General features: G+C 69.6%; 20 protein-coding genes and 1 pseudogene. 12 read left to right on the plus strand and 9 right to left on the minus strand.

The genetic code is table 11. The features are described 5' to 3' along the window. Positions 1–15: 15 nt before the first annotated feature. On the plus strand, positions 16–582 hold the full coding sequence (locus tag OHA11_RS27730; protein WP_266500891.1) for an SMI1/KNR4 family protein: 567 nt from the start codon (positions 16–18) through the stop codon (positions 580–582). A gap of 196 nt (positions 583–778) precedes the next feature. On the opposite strand, the pseudogene OHA11_RS27735 reads toward OHA11_RS27730, so the two are convergent. After that, a pseudogene (locus tag OHA11_RS27735) lies at positions 779–2,085 on the minus strand (APC family permease). Between the two features lie 180 nt (positions 2,086–2,265). On the opposite strand from OHA11_RS27735, the gene OHA11_RS27740 reads away from it, so the two are divergent. The 7 genes from OHA11_RS27740 (at position 2,266) to OHA11_RS27770 (ending at position 6,783) form a co-directional block, all read left to right on the plus strand. After that, the gene (locus OHA11_RS27740; protein ID WP_055614635.1) at positions 2,266–2,532 is read left to right on the plus strand and encodes a GlsB/YeaQ/YmgE family stress response membrane protein; all 267 of its coding nucleotides are present in this window, start codon (positions 2,266–2,268) and stop codon (positions 2,530–2,532) included. Between the two features lie 370 nt (positions 2,533–2,902). Continuing rightward, positions 2,903–3,175: a hypothetical protein gene (locus OHA11_RS27745; RefSeq protein WP_266500897.1), complete on the plus strand. Its 273-nt coding sequence runs from the start codon at positions 2,903–2,905 to the stop codon at positions 3,173–3,175. Next, on the plus strand, positions 3,172–3,534 hold the full coding sequence (locus tag OHA11_RS27750) for a hypothetical protein (RefSeq protein ID WP_266500899.1): 363 nt from the start codon (positions 3,172–3,174) through the stop codon (positions 3,532–3,534). The genes OHA11_RS27745 and OHA11_RS27750 overlap by 4 nt, the downstream gene beginning before the upstream one ends. A gap of 358 nt (positions 3,535–3,892) precedes the next feature. Next, positions 3,893–4,066, plus strand: coding sequence for a hypothetical protein (locus OHA11_RS27755; RefSeq protein WP_266500901.1), 174 nt, complete (start codon positions 3,893–3,895; stop codon positions 4,064–4,066). Beyond that, positions 4,063–4,383, plus strand: a complete 321-nt coding sequence (locus tag OHA11_RS27760) for a hypothetical protein (protein WP_266500904.1) — start codon at positions 4,063–4,065, stop codon at positions 4,381–4,383. The genes OHA11_RS27755 and OHA11_RS27760 overlap by 4 nt, the downstream gene beginning before the upstream one ends. After that, a complete protein-coding gene (locus tag OHA11_RS27765; RefSeq protein ID WP_266507888.1) occupies positions 4,380–4,562 on the plus strand; it encodes a hypothetical protein in 183 nt (60 codons plus the stop codon). Before OHA11_RS27760 ends, OHA11_RS27765 begins: the two co-directional genes overlap by 4 nt. 88 nt (positions 4,563–4,650) lie before the next feature. After that, positions 4,651–6,783 (plus strand): cell division protein FtsK, encoded by a 2,133-nt coding sequence (locus OHA11_RS27770; RefSeq protein ID WP_266500906.1) that lies wholly within the window; start codon positions 4,651–4,653, stop codon positions 6,781–6,783. Between the two features lie 156 nt (positions 6,784–6,939). Here the strand turns inward: OHA11_RS27770 and OHA11_RS27775 are convergent, their stop codons facing one another. From OHA11_RS27775 to OHA11_RS27785, 3 genes are all read right to left on the minus strand, one after another. Beyond that, complete coding sequence (locus OHA11_RS27775) at positions 6,940–7,371, minus strand: hypothetical protein (protein ID WP_266500908.1); 432 nt, start codon at positions 7,369–7,371, stop codon at positions 6,940–6,942. 226 nt (positions 7,372–7,597) lie between these two features. Then, the gene (locus tag OHA11_RS27780) at positions 7,598–7,801 is read right to left on the minus strand and encodes a hypothetical protein (protein WP_266500910.1); all 204 of its coding nucleotides are present in this window, start codon (positions 7,799–7,801) and stop codon (positions 7,598–7,600) included. Beyond that, positions 7,798–7,992, minus strand: a complete 195-nt coding sequence (locus OHA11_RS27785) for a hypothetical protein (RefSeq protein WP_266500912.1) — start codon at positions 7,990–7,992, stop codon at positions 7,798–7,800. Before OHA11_RS27785 ends, OHA11_RS27780 begins: the two co-directional genes overlap by 4 nt. A 235-nt stretch (positions 7,993–8,227) precedes the next feature. Here OHA11_RS27785 and OHA11_RS27790 point away from each other — a divergent pair, with 235 nt between their 5' ends. From OHA11_RS27790 to OHA11_RS27800, 3 genes are read left to right on the plus strand one after another with little or no spacing between them, the layout of a single operon-like run. Beyond that, entirely contained in the window at positions 8,228–8,485 is a 258-nt protein-coding gene (locus OHA11_RS27790) for a hypothetical protein (protein WP_266500914.1), read from the plus strand. After that, positions 8,460–8,993: a DUF6879 family protein gene (locus tag OHA11_RS27795; RefSeq protein WP_266500917.1), complete on the plus strand. Its 534-nt coding sequence runs from the start codon at positions 8,460–8,462 to the stop codon at positions 8,991–8,993. The genes OHA11_RS27790 and OHA11_RS27795 overlap by 26 nt, the downstream gene beginning before the upstream one ends. A 25-nt stretch (positions 8,994–9,018) precedes the next feature. After that, the gene (locus tag OHA11_RS27800) at positions 9,019–9,870 is read left to right on the plus strand and encodes a helix-turn-helix transcriptional regulator (RefSeq protein ID WP_266500919.1); all 852 of its coding nucleotides are present in this window, start codon (positions 9,019–9,021) and stop codon (positions 9,868–9,870) included. A 339-nt stretch (positions 9,871–10,209) separates the two neighbouring features. On the opposite strand, the gene OHA11_RS27805 is transcribed toward OHA11_RS27800, so the two are convergent. Then, a complete protein-coding gene (locus tag OHA11_RS27805) occupies positions 10,210–10,464 on the minus strand; it encodes a hypothetical protein (RefSeq protein WP_266500920.1) in 255 nt (84 codons plus the stop codon). 174 nt (positions 10,465–10,638) lie between these two features. On the opposite strand from OHA11_RS27805, the gene OHA11_RS27810 reads away from it, so the two are divergent. Beyond that, a complete protein-coding gene (locus OHA11_RS27810) occupies positions 10,639–11,415 on the plus strand; it encodes a hypothetical protein (RefSeq protein WP_266500922.1) in 777 nt (258 codons plus the stop codon). Positions 11,416–11,518: 103 nt separating this feature from the next. Here OHA11_RS27810 and OHA11_RS27815 read toward each other — a convergent pair whose 3' ends face one another. From OHA11_RS27815 to OHA11_RS27830, 4 genes are read right to left on the minus strand one after another with little or no spacing between them, the layout of a single operon-like run. Further along, on the minus strand, positions 11,519–12,151 hold the full coding sequence (locus tag OHA11_RS27815) for a hypothetical protein (protein WP_266500925.1): 633 nt from the start codon (positions 12,149–12,151) through the stop codon (positions 11,519–11,521). Continuing rightward, positions 12,148–12,873 (minus strand): hypothetical protein, encoded by a 726-nt coding sequence (locus OHA11_RS27820; protein WP_266500928.1) that lies wholly within the window; start codon positions 12,871–12,873, stop codon positions 12,148–12,150. The genes OHA11_RS27815 and OHA11_RS27820 overlap by 4 nt, the downstream gene beginning before the upstream one ends. After that, positions 12,873–13,271 carry a hypothetical protein gene (locus OHA11_RS27825; protein WP_266500931.1) on the minus strand — a complete coding sequence of 133 codons (399 nt, stop codon included), beginning with the start codon at positions 13,269–13,271 and terminating at the stop codon, positions 12,873–12,875. The genes OHA11_RS27820 and OHA11_RS27825 overlap by 1 nt, the downstream gene beginning before the upstream one ends. Continuing rightward, positions 13,255–13,632: a hypothetical protein gene (locus OHA11_RS27830; RefSeq protein ID WP_266500933.1), complete on the minus strand. Its 378-nt coding sequence runs from the start codon at positions 13,630–13,632 to the stop codon at positions 13,255–13,257. Before OHA11_RS27830 ends, OHA11_RS27825 begins: the two co-directional genes overlap by 17 nt. Positions 13,633–13,686: the final 54 nt, after the last annotated feature.

The raw sequence follows: 13,686 nt of genomic DNA on the forward strand, positions 1-13,686 counted from the left end.
CTGCATCATGAACGCATGACCGAGATCGAGCAGCTGCTGGCAAGTGTCTCCGCTGAGGCACGCAACTCCCGGCCGTGGGGCTGGCCTTCGCTCCCCGAGCCCGTGGACGCGGCCACGCTCGCCCGCGCTGAGTCCGCCCTGGGCTTCCACATCCCGCCGCTGCTCGCTGCCCTCTACCTGCGGATAGGCGACGGAGGATTCGGCCCGGAGTACGGTCTGCTGCCTTTGCTCGACAGCCCGCCCTCCGGCGAGCCCGCCGTCGTCGCGCAGTATCTCGCCCATCGTGAGAGCGGCCGCAAGGACCCTGAATGGCCCTGGCCCGAGGGCGTCCTGCCGATATCCCACTGGGGTTGTGGCATGTACGCGTGTGTGGACTGCCGCACCCCCGACGCCACCGTCCTCCTCTTCGAGCCCAACGCGGACGAGGCCGACCACGCCTGGTACGTGGACGCCCCCACCCTCACGGCCTGGCTCCGCACCTGGCTCGACGGCACGGGCTGGTACGACGAGTCCCACGACGGGGCGGATCTGATGCCTTGGGGCGACTTCCGCATACGCACGGGGACGGCGCGGGCTTCGTAGCGCGCGAAGGAGTCTCGGCGTTTCGAGGAGGCGGGCGCCTTCCGGGGTGCGGGGGGATTGCGCGGCCAGCCCCCAAGACGAGCCCCCACGGCCTGCCCGCGTGCACCCGCACCCGCACCTGCACCCGCCCCTGCCCCCACCCCCACACTCCGCGCGGAGCACTCTGTCCCAGCGGTCCGTGCTCAGCGCTGAGCGCTCAGAGCTCAGCGCGAGACAACCGTCTCCTCACCCCATACGCGACCGCTCCCAACCCCAGCACCCCCACGCCCACAACCACCGACACCCACGGCAGTGCGAAAGCCAACGTCACACACCCCGCCAGTCCCACCACTGGCAAAACCCGCGACACGACGGTCGAACTCAACGTCCAGGCCGCCGCGTTGGCGATCGCGTAGTACACCAACACCCCGAAGGAGGAGAAGCCGATAGCACCCCGCACATCCACCGTCGCGGCCAGCGCGACGACCACCGCCCCAACGGCCAGCTCCGCCCGATGAGGTACCTGGAAGCGCGGATGCACGGCGGCCAGCGCGCTCGGGAGATGCCGGTCGCGGGCCATGGCCAGCGTCGTCCGTGACACCCCCAGGATCAGCGCGAGAAGAGAGCCGAGTGCGGCTACGGCAGCACCTACCCGTACGACCGGGACGAGCTCCGGCACACCCGCGGCGCGCACCGCGTCGGCCAGCGGTGCCGTCGCCTGCCCGAGCCCAGCACAGAGAGGACAGCCACCGCGACAGCCGCGTACACCACCAGCGTGATGCCCAGCGCGAGTGGGATCGCGCGCGGAATGGTGCGCGCCGGATCCCGTACCTCCTCACCGAGCGTCGCGATCCGCGCGTATCCGGCAAAGGCGAAGAACAGCAGGCCGGCAGCCTGAAGCACACCGCCCACGCCCCCGGAGATCCCTACGTCCAGCCGCCCGGCATCGGAGTTGTCGGAGGCGAGACACACGACGACCACGGAAGCGAGGACCCCGAGGACTACCGCCACAATCGCCCGCGTCAGCCACGCGGACTTCTGCACACCGCTGTAGTTCACCGCGGTCAGCGCCACCACTGCCCCTACAGCCACGGCGTGCGCCTGTCCCGGCCAGAGGTACGCGCCCACGGTGAGTGCCATCGCCGCACACGAGGAGGTTTTGCCGACGACGAACGACCAGCCCGCCAGATACCCCCAGAACTCCCCGAGCCGCTCCCGCCCGTATACATACGTCCCGCCCGACGCGGGGTAGCGGGCGGCGAGGCGCGCCGCCGACGACGCGTTGCAGTAGGCGACGGCGGCGGCGATGCCCAGGCCGAGGAGAAGCCCGGACCCGGCGGCCCGTGCCGCGGGGCCCAGCGCGGCGAAGATTCCCGCACCGAGCATCGAGCCGAGGCCGATGACAACGGCGTCGCCGACGCCGAGCGTCCGCCGCAGTGCCACCGGGTGTTGCGGTGAACCGGGTTGGGCCGAAACGGGGCGGCCGGAATCGGACCGTGTCATGACGCGCACCCTACTGATCAGTGCAACCGGCTACCGGCGCTCCGACGTCCTCCCCTGCGATAGCGAACGAAAAACGAGCAAACAAGCAATCAAGCAAGCGAGTAGACAAAGGCACGACGAGTACCACGCGAACGGCATGAACACAGCCTGGCGGGAGCAAGATCACAGCACAGGCACAGCGCGGAGAGGCAGGTTCACGGCATGGGCATCATCAGCTGGATCATCCTGGGGCTGTTGGCCGGCGCCATCGCCAAATTCTTGCTGCCGGGCCGTGACCCCGGCGGCTTCATCGGCACGACGCTGATAGGCGTCGCGGGCGCGTTCATCGGCGGCTGGATATCGGCCCGCTGGCTGGACCACCCGGTCACCAAGGACTTCTACGACGGCACCACCTGGGCCGCCGCGATCGGCGGCTCGCTCGTCCTGCTGATCGCCTACCGTCTTCTGTTCGGCAACTCGCGCAACTGAGCGCGCACTCCTGAAGCCGCAGCCAGCAGGCGAGAAGGGTGGGCACCCACGGTGCCCACCCTTCCTCGTGCTTCCTTACCTGCGCGCAACGAGCACGCGGTCACCGGTAGTTGACGTACCGCCGACTTGATCCTCTGACCTGCACGTAACCCCTGGAAGGGGGGTTGACGTGCGGAAACTACTGTCAGTATTTGCCACTGTTGCACAGTGTTATCCAGGGCCTTGTGCCCTGAGTGTGCCCTCGGGTGCCCGTGCTCCTCCGACTCCGCCTTGCCTCCGTCGACCTGACGGACGCAAAGCGGCGCCGCCCGGTGGTGAGACACCGGACGGCGCCTTGATCCGAGCCCCTTCCGATCAAGGAGTCAGACCCGTGAAGAACGTACCCGAGCCTGCCCGCGACCTCCTCGCGGCCGTTCTCGAAGCGCTCGACATCCCCCACCCCGCCACCATCGGCGACCGCGAGACCCACGACCGGATCCTGAACAACCGCGTCATGCAAGCGAAGATCGCCCTGCGCAGCGTCCTCGAAGACCACCCGCTCGGCACCGAGTGGACCGTCCAGTACTTGCGCGAGCAGCTGGCCGAGCACCCGCCCACGGGCTACCAGCACTACGCCGCCAAGGGTGCGGGGGCCGACCGATGAGCGCGCCCCGCACTGCCACCGTGCGCACCACGGACCACGGTGACGTCACGGTCACCTGTCCCGCCTGGTGCCTCGGCGCACACGACCAGGACGGCTACCGCGCCGACATCGCCCACGATGGGCCCGAACACCCCTTCACCTACCGGGGCGAGACCGTCGGCAGCGTCCTGATCACGCAGGCCCCGTACGCCGAGACCACTACCCGCCTCGCCCACGGGCACGTCGACCTCGTCATCGGGGGTACCAGCCTCGACCCCGCGGGCCTGGACGAACTGGCCGCCGCGCTCGTCGACTACGCCGTCGCCGTACGCCGTGCCGCCCGCGAGCTGGCCGTGATCCTCGCCGGAGGTGGCCAGTGAGCGCCCCTCCCACGGTCGGTAAGGCTGCGTCCGTCAAGGTCGATCAGCAGCTGTATGACGACCTTCAGACCATGCTCGCCACGGGTATGACCGTGTCCGACGCGGTACGTACGGCGGTTGCCATCGTGGCCGGTACGTACCGGCAGGCGTGGGGCACAGGCCGCTGCCCGGACGGCGTCCGTCCGACGATCACCCGGTACTGGGTTGACCGGTATGACGCAGGTCAGGAGCCGGAGCGCGGGTCGGTGCAGTCGACTGTTCCGACGCCGTATACCGAGCGTCCGACGCCGCGTCCGATCGTCCGACCGGAACGTCATACGCCGGTACGACAGGGGCCGCCGGATCAGGGGGCAACCTCATGAGGTGGCTTGTCCTCGGCGCCCTGCTGGGCCTGCTGCTCCTGTACCCGTCGCTCCTCGCGGTCATCGCGGCCGCGGTCGCGTGGCTCGTCTCGAAGCCCGTGATCGTGGCGTTCGCGCTCGGTCTCGCCGCCCGCCCTCACCTGCCCCGGATGCGGAGGTGGGCCCGATGAGCGACGCCCTCGACAAGGCCGAGGCCGCGGTGAGAGAGGCCTCGACGGACACGGCCGCCGTGCAGCTGGCGTTCGCCGCGATGGAGCTGGCGAAGCTGGCCACCCAGCAGCAACAGCCGGCCGTGCAGCCCGCATGCGAGCACCAGCGCAAGCAGGGCCGGAGCGCGGGCCAGTGGCTCGCCATCGGGGGCGCCGTCTGTGTCGGCTCCGTCGGTCTGGCCTTCGCGTCTCTCGCCATCGCCATCGCTGCGTGCTGCGCCACCGGCTGCTTCGTGATCCTCCGCTCGATCTGGCAGAGCACTCAGAAGGGGAAGTGACCATGGCTGCGACCAGCAAAGACCCGCACAACGCTCGCGAGATCGCCCGGGTGGTCCTCCTCGGCGCACGCATCGCCCGACGCGAGGCCCGCGGCAAGCCGGTCAAGCGCCTTAACAACGAGGTCGACCGCATCCGCGAGCGCGCGCAGGCCCGCGAGGACGCCAAGCGCAAGAAGTAGGTACCCCACGGGGCGCCCGTACCCGGCACAGGTACACCCGGGCGCCCCGTGGCCCAGAACGTCGCTCAGGACGACCGGAGAGACCAGGATGACGGACACGACCGCACCCGCCCACACCGACCCGACGGGTACACCCGTACCCGATGTACCCGAGCAGGCGGGTACCCGTACCCCGCCCGTACCCGCGACCGAGGTACACCCCCGCCGTCGCATCCGTCTCGGGGGCCTGCGGCGCGCCGTTGTCGAGGCCCGCGAGCACGACGCGTACCGCCTCCTCGTACGCCACGGCGCCTACGTACTCGGGGGTACCCGCGTCCTCACCCGACGCGGCTGGGACTCCCGCACCACCGCCCGCCACGAACGCATGATGCGCGCCGCCGAGATCGCAGGGAACGAGGAGCTCGTACGACAGTGGGAACAGCGCGCGTACGCCTACCGGTTCGCCCGGCACAAGCGGCGCATGGACCTGTTGCAGATGATCCTCAACGCCCCGAAGGCCATCGCCTCCGCGGTCCTGAGCGCGGGCAGCGTGCTGCTCGTCCTCGGCCTCATGCTGGCCTGGTACAACCACGACGTGTCCGACCTGCTGACCCCGCTCGATACGGCGGTCGAGCTGGTCGGATGGGTCGCGTTCGTCGCGGGCGTGCTGTGGGAGCCCGTGCTGTACTCGCTGCCCTGGCTCGCCCTCGCCGGAGTGTGGGCCGTCGGCCGGCACCGCCAGACCGCACCCTCGTGGGCGCTGCCCGTGGGCGGTGACGAGCGGGACATCGTGCCCGACGAGGGCGCCATCCTGCGTGCGCTCGGCAACCTCGGCATCGCCCCGCTGAACAAGGCCATCAAGGATGGCTGGCAGCCTCGTTGGGAGCAGCCCACCACCCGCTCGGGGAACGGCTGGCACACACAGTTGCAGCTACCCATGGGCGTCACCGTGGAGATGATCTGCGGGCGGAAGAACGTCCTCGCGCACAACCTCCTGCGGAAGCCGGTCGAGGTGTGGCCGACCGAGCCCCCGAAGCAGCCCGGCGTACTCGATCTGTGGGTCGCCGATCAGGGCTCACTGTCCGGGGCGGTGCCTCCGTGGCCGCTGCTCACGGAGGGCGTGACCGACTACTTCAAGGGCGTGCCGGTCGCGGTGTCGCAGCGCGGTGACGCCATCATCGGGAAGCTGATGGCGGCGAACTACATGGTCGGCGGGATCATGGGTTCGGGTAAGTCGTCGCTGGTCATCGCCCTGTTGCTCGGTGCGATCCTCGACCCGCTCGTCATCGTCGAGGCGTACGTCATGGCCTACAACACCGATTACGATCCGCTGAAGCCTCGCCTGCGGACGCTGGTCAAGGGCGACGACGACGAGGACATCAAGGCCGCGCTCGTCGCCCTGCGGAACCTGCGCGACGAGGTCACCGCCCGGGGCAAGCTCCTCGAGGAACTCGGCGAGGGTGCCACGAAGGTGACGCGCGAGCTGGCGCTGAAGGACCCGCGGATGCGGCCGAAGGTCGTCGTGTTCGACGAGTGCCACGAACTGTTCATGCACAAGGAGTACGGCAAAGAGGCCGCTGAGCTGGCCATCAAGGTGATGAAGAAGGCCCGGAAGGTGGCCATCACCCTCGTGTGGGTCACGGTCTCCCCGACCGCCGACAGCCTCCCGCGGGACGTCACCCGCAACACCTCCCACCGCGTCGCGTTCGCCGTCGGCGACCACGTTGCGAACGATGGCCTGCTCGGCTCCGGCAAGCACAAGGCCGGCATTACCGCGACCACCCTGATCCCGGGCGAGGACGTCGGGACTGCGGTGACCGTGGGGTTCAGCAACAAGCCGTTCGAGGTGGTGCGCGCCCACTACGTGGCGCGTGACCCCGACAAGGGTGTCGACGAGGTGACGCCCGTGGTCGAGCGGGCGATGGGTCTGTACGAGGGTGGCCCGGTTGTCGACGAGCCGATGTTCCAGCCGGCCGACCCGCTCGCCGACACCGCGGCGGTCCTCGGCGATGAGACGCGGGTGCTCGCGCAGGAGGTGCTGCACCGCCTCGCCGCGCGGAACCCGGAGGCGTATGGCAGCTGGGGGCCGACCGACCTGAAGCGCGCCCTGGAGCCGTACGGGGCCGAGCAGTACAAGTCGAACGGCGTGATGGTCGTGGCCCGCGACCGCGTCCAGGACGCCGTGTTGGAGCGCCTCGCGGAGGACGTCGACGGCTTCGACGACGAGGAGGGACCGGCGTAGATCTTGGGGAGTCCTCCCCGAAGCCTCCCTGATCCACCTCCCCCGTGGGGACCTGCACGTATGCGGGTTCAGGGAGGGCAGGGAGGCTGATCTATGTGGGGCGGGGAAGCGGGAAACGAGGGGTTCAGCCTCCCCCGTCCTACCTCCCTCCCTGCACTACCCGAGGCGCTTGCCAAGTACCTTGCCCTGCCCAGCCACATCGACGAACGGGCGCACCTGCGAAATGGCCACCCCCTGCTGCTGGCATGCCCGGTCCAGTTCGTCATGGAGGATGTACCAGCTCGCCTCCGCGTGCGACTCAAGCCGGTGCGGCAGGTCGTGAACTCCAGGGAGCCGAGCGCTCTGAACAACGATCGTCATGGAGTTCGGGAGCAGCAGTCCCCACCCCGTGATGGTCGCCGCGGCTCTGCCCTCGTTGACCGCCGTGACGGATAGGTGATGGTCCCCCACCACGCCGCCAACGTAGGGCATGGCACTGTGCCCCTTGACCTTGATCACTGGACCGGTGCGGAGCCAGGAAACTACCTGCCAGCCGAGCGAAACGGCGCTGACAGTGAGGGCGCATATGGAGATGACGATGGCTGTCATGCACGGAGAGTAGACCTGCCTCAGGGCCACTCAGCGCCGTTCCGTCTCCCTCCCCACGGCAACGGCCCCCGCAATTCCCTCCAGGGCAGCGGGGGCCGTCGCATGCGCGCGGGCGGGCGCGGACAGAGGTACGCGCCCGCCCGCGGCCTCAGCCGGGACACAGTACCGGCCGAGGCATGGTCCCGCCCGCCCCTGCGCATCGGGGATACAGGGACGGGCGGGGGGTCTACTGCGGGAGCGCCCGCCACTCCTCCCATATCTCCTGCGCCACGTCGCACCGCCGGTTGCCGAAGTCGCAGTCCGGGCAGCCCTGGGAGTGGTCCAGGAAGGCGCCGAACTTCGCCTGCTTCGGCGTGAACCCCGTAGTGCTGGCCGTAGTCCGCGGTGCCCCGCTGGACGTGTCGCGCCACTCGGACCGGTCGCCCATCATGAGGCGCTCCTCGTGTGCTTGGGGTGGTTGCGCATCTCGACCTCGCAGGTCGTCGCGGCCTTGGTGTTCCCGCGCCCCTCATGCCCGGCGCGCTGCTTCTCCAGCGCCGCACACACATCACAGCCCGGCGCCGGGCGGGGAGGGCTCGTCGGATCCAGCAACGTGACGGGGGATTCCTGGGTCGTGCTCATGCGCGTGCCTCCGCTGGCGTAGGTCTGCCCAGCGCGGCTATGTGTACGGGCAGAGTGGTGGGCCTGCCGCTGGTCACGACGCTAGGGACGCGATGTGTGGGAGTGCCAGCAATGTGCATCGATGTGCACGACGTACCTCTGAACAACTCCCTGGCCAGAACGCGGTCTTGACCCCGCATCACCGGCGGGTGACGTTGGTGCACATCAGCGCACGCGCCGCCAGGGGAGGACAGTCATGGCCTTACAGTTCATCGGCATCGACCCAGAGACAGGACAGAGCGGGTCGCCCACCGCGTGGGTCGACACCGACACCGCCGACATCGTGCTTCAGAGCTACACCGCCGACGAATCCACCCGGACCCAGTGCCAGGAGAACACCGCGCCCGGGCACGACAAGGGGATCCCCGACCACGAGACCGTGGTCCGGATCCCCGTCCACCTCGTACCGCTGCTGAGGGAGGCATGCGATGCCGCAGAACGAGCTGCGCTTTAACGACCTCCTTGAGTCGGCCCAGCAATCTGCCGTCCACTTGGAGATGCGCGACAACTACGGGGTCGGTGACGAGGCCGACGACTTCGACCACTGGAAGGAAACCGGCTGGCGCGACGCCGACCCGGGCTCCGCCTACTGGGCGCCGTGGGTCGACCTGATCCAGCGCTCGACCGCCCGCGGCGTGACCGTGCGCCGGGCCCGCATCGTGTCCGAGCCCGTCACCGACTACATCCGGTACGAGCACGCCGGGGCCGGCGTCAACGTCCACGCGGGCGAGCAAGTCCGCTGGCTGCCCCGCCGCCAGGCCGTCGACCTCATGCTGCCCGGCGCAGACCTGTGGATCTTCGACGGGGCACGCGTGCTGTTCAACCACTTCAGCGGAGACGGGGGCTGGGCAGACCCGCCGCTCGAACTCCGCACGGAACCAGCCATCGTCAAGCAGTGCGTCGATGCGTTCGAGGCCGTGTGGGAACGCTCCACCCCACACGACCAGTACGAGATCCACTGACAGAAAGCACCGGACAGGCCAGCTCATGCCCATCTCCCCGTCGTCCTCCGCCCAGGAGGCCCGCGAAAACGTGGCGCGCCAGCTCCGCGAACTCCGCAGGGACGCCGGACTGACGGTCACCGAGCTGGCCTCCGCGTGCGGCTGGCACCACGCCAAGACGTCCCGCATCGAGAACGCGAAGACGCCGCCGTCCCCCACCGACATCCGCCTCTGGTGCACGACCTGCAAGACGCCAGGCCGCGCCGAGGACCTGATCGCCGCGTCACTCAACGCGGAGTCCATGTACACCGAATGGCGCCGCCGGGCCCGCCTCGGCCTGCGCCAGATCCAGGACAGCTACGTCAAGCTGTTCCGCTCCACCGGCCTGTTCCGCATCTACTCGCCGACGCTGGTTCCGGGCCTGCTGCAGACCGAGGGATACGCGCGCGCCCTGCTGTCCGCCAACGCCCGCCTGCTCGACATCCCCGACGACGCCGACCAGGCCGCAGACGCACGTGTCGAACGGTCCAAGGTCATCCACGAGCAGGGGCACCGGTTCGTCCTGCTGATCGAAGAGGGCGTCCTCTACTACCAGTTGGGCGACAGCGACGCGATGGCCGCGCAGCTCGGCTATCTGCTCACCGCGGGGGCGCTGCCGTCGGTGTCGCTCGGCATCATCCCTCGCGCCACACTGCAGCGCGTGCTGTGGCCGCAGGAGTTGTTCCACGTGTACGACGACACGCTCGTCTCGGTCGAGCTCCTCTCGGCGCAGGTCAACATCACGCAGCCTACGGAGATCGCCTTGTATCTGGAGGCGTTCGAGCAGCTGCGGAGCATGGCCGTGTACGGGGCCGAGGCGCGCGCTCTGATCGTGAAGGCCATCGACGCGCTTCGGTGAGGCTGACCCCTGCTCGCTGGCCCCCAGGGGGAAGCGCCTCAGACAAAGGGCCGATCCCGTGTCACGGTCAGGACATGACTGACCTTCCGCGGTCCTGCCACCGCTCTGAAGTCCGCAACCTCCCGCACCCACAATGCGATCAGTGCCAGCGCCAGAAGCGTCCGAGGTGGCGCGAAGCCACAGGGATGTTCGAGGAGACCGTCGATCCCGTGGGAACGGTCTCCTACGAGTGCCCCACGCCCCTCTGCGAAGGCAATGGGGGAAGCTTCTGACTCTCCCTCGGCACGACGAAGCGCCCGGCCCCTCGAGGTGAGGGTGCCAGGCGCTGCCGGACAGTCGTCAGGACTTCGGCGGGTTGCCCTCCCGGCCCCACCGGGTCGCCCAGTAGCGATCCCGCAGGGGCACGTACTCCTGGAATGCCTGCATCGCCTCGGTCTGTGCGTCGCGCTCCGCCTTGGTGAGGACCGGAGGCTCTTCCCCGAGGGGGATGGGCTTCGGATCGCCCATGACGTCCTGCAAGGCCCGGTACGCCTCGCCCACCCGATTGAGGGCGGCCCGGTACTGCGCTTCCAACTCCTCGAACGACTCGCTCATGCCGCTTCCTTTCCACCCCGCTTGGACGAGGTGGGGTGGGAATGTACGACCACGGCCGACGACAGGCAAACCGGGGTCAGTTCCTCGTGATCCGCACACAGGACACCGCGGGCGTTGAACCCCAATCGGGAAATGAGGAGCGTCACGCCATGAACCGGTCATAACCTGCATCTCATGGCAACGAGCCCGAAGCGACCGGATGACGTCGCGTACCTCCTTCCCCTCTTCCAGGCCGTCGCGCCCTACCGCGCCGACGGCCACTTCAGGCAGCTTCCGGAACCCGCACCGCGCAGCAGCCTCGCCACGGACGATGCTGCGCTGAAGCCCTGGGACGGCAGCGTCCTGATCCGCACCTCCTTTGCCGCCGGCCTGTTTCACGTGGACGCGCTGAGCCGCAACGTCACCATGACGGGGCAGATCGATCCCTTCAGCCCCTGGACCCTCTTGCGTGGCGCTCTGGAGAACTTCGCCACCGCGGTATGGCTGCTGTCGGGCAAGGATCGGTCTGAGCGGCGTGCCCGCGCCCTCGCCCTGTGGCGCGAGGACATGCGCAACCGTGGCCAGCACGAGGAAGATGTCCAGCACGTCGTCACCGGCCAGGGAAAGTCGGGCGAGCAGCGGCGTCAGGAGATCGAGCAGGTTGCGACCACCCTCGGCCTGACCCCGCTCCCTGGCCACAAGGCAGGCACGACCATCGCCGCAGCCGCCAAGGAAGCGGGCCTCGATCCGGTACGCGTCCAGGCATCCTGGCGGGTCGCCTCGGGCTTCGCTCACGGCCGGTTCTGGCCCAACCTGCGTGCCGCAACGCCGCGGAGCGCGATACCGACGGCTGATGGCTATCTCGTCGGCATGGTGATCAACGACGACGAGCTTGAGCGCCTCGCGAAGGCGTGCCTGAAGCTCTTGGAGCACACCACGCAGCGCTACGCGGCTCGGAACACGGTCAACTGACTTTGGACTGGCAGGCGCACGAAGCGCCCGGCTCCTCACGGTGAGGAGACCGGGCGCCGGCGCTCACTAGAGAGCCCGCCCCGGGGCAGGGGGCGGCGTCTCGTCAGCTGTAGACGGCCTTGGCGACCTCGGGCGGAAGCTCCGGGGTGCGGAAGTCCTTGTAGTCCCACCCGCGGCCACGGGACTGGGGGGTGAGGGCGTCCCTCAGCTGCCGCTTCTCGTCGCTGTAGCCGCTCACTCCGTGCGCCTGCGCGACCCACTCGTTGACGAGGCGGACGTCACCGCTGTCCGAAGCATGCTGGAGTACCGCGCGCTGCAACGAGGCGTCGCCGTAGCGCTCGGCCTCGGCGAGCAGCTGCCCGCGGTGCTCCTTGCTCGCGGCCTTCGCCTTGCCGAGCGCGTCACGGAAAGCGGCGAGCAGGAGTTCGCGGTCGGCAGGGCTCGTGCCCTCGGGGATGTCGGGGCCGGACGGGACGAGGCTGTTGAGGTAGTCGAGGCGGGCCTGACGGCGCGCGAGGACCCGCTCGTACGCGTCGGCGACCTCTTGGGCGTGCGCCTGGTACAGCTCGGCGAGCTTCTCCGTCTTGTGGTCGTCGGACCAGACGCGGCTGTCGCGGATCACCTGCGCCTGCGCGGCGAAGTCCGTGCGGGACTGGCGTGCGGCGAGGTGGTCCGGGTCCTCGTTCGGGTGCGTGGCGAACGGGTTCGGGGGCGCCTCGGGCGTGGTCATCGTCACGCGTCCCTCCGGATGCGGGCGTGCACGTTGACGCGGCCGTTGGAGTCGATCAGGTCGCCATCGTGAGCAAGCTCGTTGTCGACGTTGTACTTCCGCATCTCGCGCGGGTACGTCGCGAGGACGCGGTGCAGGGCCACGGCGAGCAGGGTCCCGGCCCGCATGCGGCGGAAAATCTTGTGCCCCACGGTGACGCTCTGCTCGCCGATCATGTGGGCGAGGGCGTTCGGGCCGGTGCCTTCCCCGTGGATGGCATGGATGCCCGCCGAGCCCATGAGGCGGCCCCACTTCGTGATGCGGCCGTTGTGGGCCTGGACGGCTTCGCACAAGCCCTTCACTGCGGCCTCGTACGCGTCCAGGGCGGTGATGATGCCCTCGGCTCCGTCGAGGTCCGAGGCGGCCTCGGCGCGGATCATGGCCTTGATGTCTGCATGCCGGGCCTGGATGCGGGTCTCACGGATCTCGGCCTGGCGGCGCTCGGCGGCCGGCACCTTCAGCGCGGCGTGCTCGGCGCGGGCGCGCAGCTCGGCGAGACGCTCCGGGGTGAGGTCCTCCGGCATCCAGCCGGGGATGGGCTCCACCTCGCCGCGGAGGATCAGCTTCGCGGTCTCCACCTCGGCGGTGGCGTTGCGGGCCTCGATCATCGCGTCGTTGCGGATCGCGTCGACCTCGGCGTCGGTCATCTTCAGCGGGTCGGGCGGTGAGGCGGTCTTCTGGTCGGGCATCAGCGGGTCCTCCGCAGTTCGGCGAGCCGGTCGGCGTCCTCCGTCGCCCACAGGCCCCATGCGGCGCGCGTGATGCCCGCGGCGGTGGCCAGACGGCGGAGGTGGCGCCCGGTCACCCCCAGGCGGCCGGCGAGCTCCTGGGTGGTGACCAGGCGGTCACTGGCGCGATCGTGCGGCAATGTCCGGTTGCCGTGCCTGGAAGCGGACATGTGGTTGAAGGCTGCGGACCGCAGGGCGTCGAGCGCGGCCATGACCTCGGGGCGGATCTCGCGGCCGTTCGTGCGGGCCTGTTGCGCCTCGGCGCGCAGGGCCAGCCACAGGGGGTAGGCGCAGCTGGCGGGGACGTACACGCCTGCGTCGTCGAGGACGGCGTGCCGCTTGTCAGGCGACGTCGTCACCGTCGGGCCCGTCGTCCACAGTCCGCAGCCGCGCCCGCTCGTTGAGCCGCTCCAGCATCGACACCGCGCGCGCATCGCCCCGCCGTACGCCCCTGCGAAGGACCGCCCGCACCTTGTCCTCCTCCTTCTTCAGCCCGGCCCTGTGGCGCGCGCTGGAGTCCTCCGCCTGCTCGGCCTCCACGGCGAGCGCGAGCAGCTGCTCGGTGGCGCGCTGGACGATCGCGGTCAGCTTCGGCATGAGGGCGGGGTCGTGGCGGCCAGCCTCGCGGTGCAGGCGGGAGAGGCCGCGGCGGAAGCGCATGTTCGCCTCGTCCAGGGCAGGGCGGCCGGGATACGCAGGCTTCTTGGGGGGTGTGCTCACGGGGTGTGTTCTCCGTACATGTGCGGGGGCGTGATCACGCGGAGGGCGGCGGAA

It is taken from the genome of Streptomyces sp. NBC_00878 (assembly GCF_026341515.1).
In the GTDB taxonomy this organism is placed as follows: domain Bacteria; phylum Actinomycetota; class Actinomycetes; order Streptomycetales; family Streptomycetaceae; genus Streptomyces.

What these genes read in the sequence shown, in the direction of transcription:
- OHA11_RS27730 (WP_266500891.1), top strand. Translation starts at nt 16, where the DNA reads ATGACCGAGATCGAGCAGCTGCTGGCAAGTGTCTCCGCTGAGGCACGC.
- OHA11_RS27740 (WP_055614635.1), top strand. Translation starts at nt 2,266, where the DNA reads ATGGGCATCATCAGCTGGATCATCCTGGGGCTGTTGGCCGGCGCCATC.
- OHA11_RS27750 (WP_266500899.1), top strand. Translation starts at nt 3,172, where the DNA reads ATGAGCGCGCCCCGCACTGCCACCGTGCGCACCACGGACCACGGTGAC.
- OHA11_RS27755 (WP_266500901.1), top strand. Translation starts at nt 3,893, where the DNA reads ATGAGGTGGCTTGTCCTCGGCGCCCTGCTGGGCCTGCTGCTCCTGTAC.
- OHA11_RS27760 (WP_266500904.1), top strand. Translation starts at nt 4,063, where the DNA reads ATGAGCGACGCCCTCGACAAGGCCGAGGCCGCGGTGAGAGAGGCCTCG.
- OHA11_RS27770 (WP_266500906.1), top strand. Translation starts at nt 4,651, where the DNA reads ATGACGGACACGACCGCACCCGCCCACACCGACCCGACGGGTACACCC.
- OHA11_RS27775 (WP_266500908.1), bottom strand. Translation starts at nt 7,371, where the DNA reads ATGACAGCCATCGTCATCTCCATATGCGCCCTCACTGTCAGCGCCGTT.
- OHA11_RS27780 (WP_266500910.1), bottom strand. Translation starts at nt 7,801, where the DNA reads ATGATGGGCGACCGGTCCGAGTGGCGCGACACGTCCAGCGGGGCACCG.
- OHA11_RS27785 (WP_266500912.1), bottom strand. Translation starts at nt 7,992, where the DNA reads ATGAGCACGACCCAGGAATCCCCCGTCACGTTGCTGGATCCGACGAGC.
- OHA11_RS27790 (WP_266500914.1), top strand. Translation starts at nt 8,228, where the DNA reads ATGGCCTTACAGTTCATCGGCATCGACCCAGAGACAGGACAGAGCGGG.
- OHA11_RS27795 (WP_266500917.1), top strand. Translation starts at nt 8,460, where the DNA reads ATGCCGCAGAACGAGCTGCGCTTTAACGACCTCCTTGAGTCGGCCCAG.
- OHA11_RS27800 (WP_266500919.1), top strand. Translation starts at nt 9,019, where the DNA reads ATGCCCATCTCCCCGTCGTCCTCCGCCCAGGAGGCCCGCGAAAACGTG.
- OHA11_RS27805 (WP_266500920.1), bottom strand. Translation starts at nt 10,464, where the DNA reads ATGAGCGAGTCGTTCGAGGAGTTGGAAGCGCAGTACCGGGCCGCCCTC.
- OHA11_RS27810 (WP_266500922.1), top strand. Translation starts at nt 10,639, where the DNA reads ATGGCAACGAGCCCGAAGCGACCGGATGACGTCGCGTACCTCCTTCCC.
- OHA11_RS27820 (WP_266500928.1), bottom strand. Translation starts at nt 12,873, where the DNA reads ATGCCCGACCAGAAGACCGCCTCACCGCCCGACCCGCTGAAGATGACC.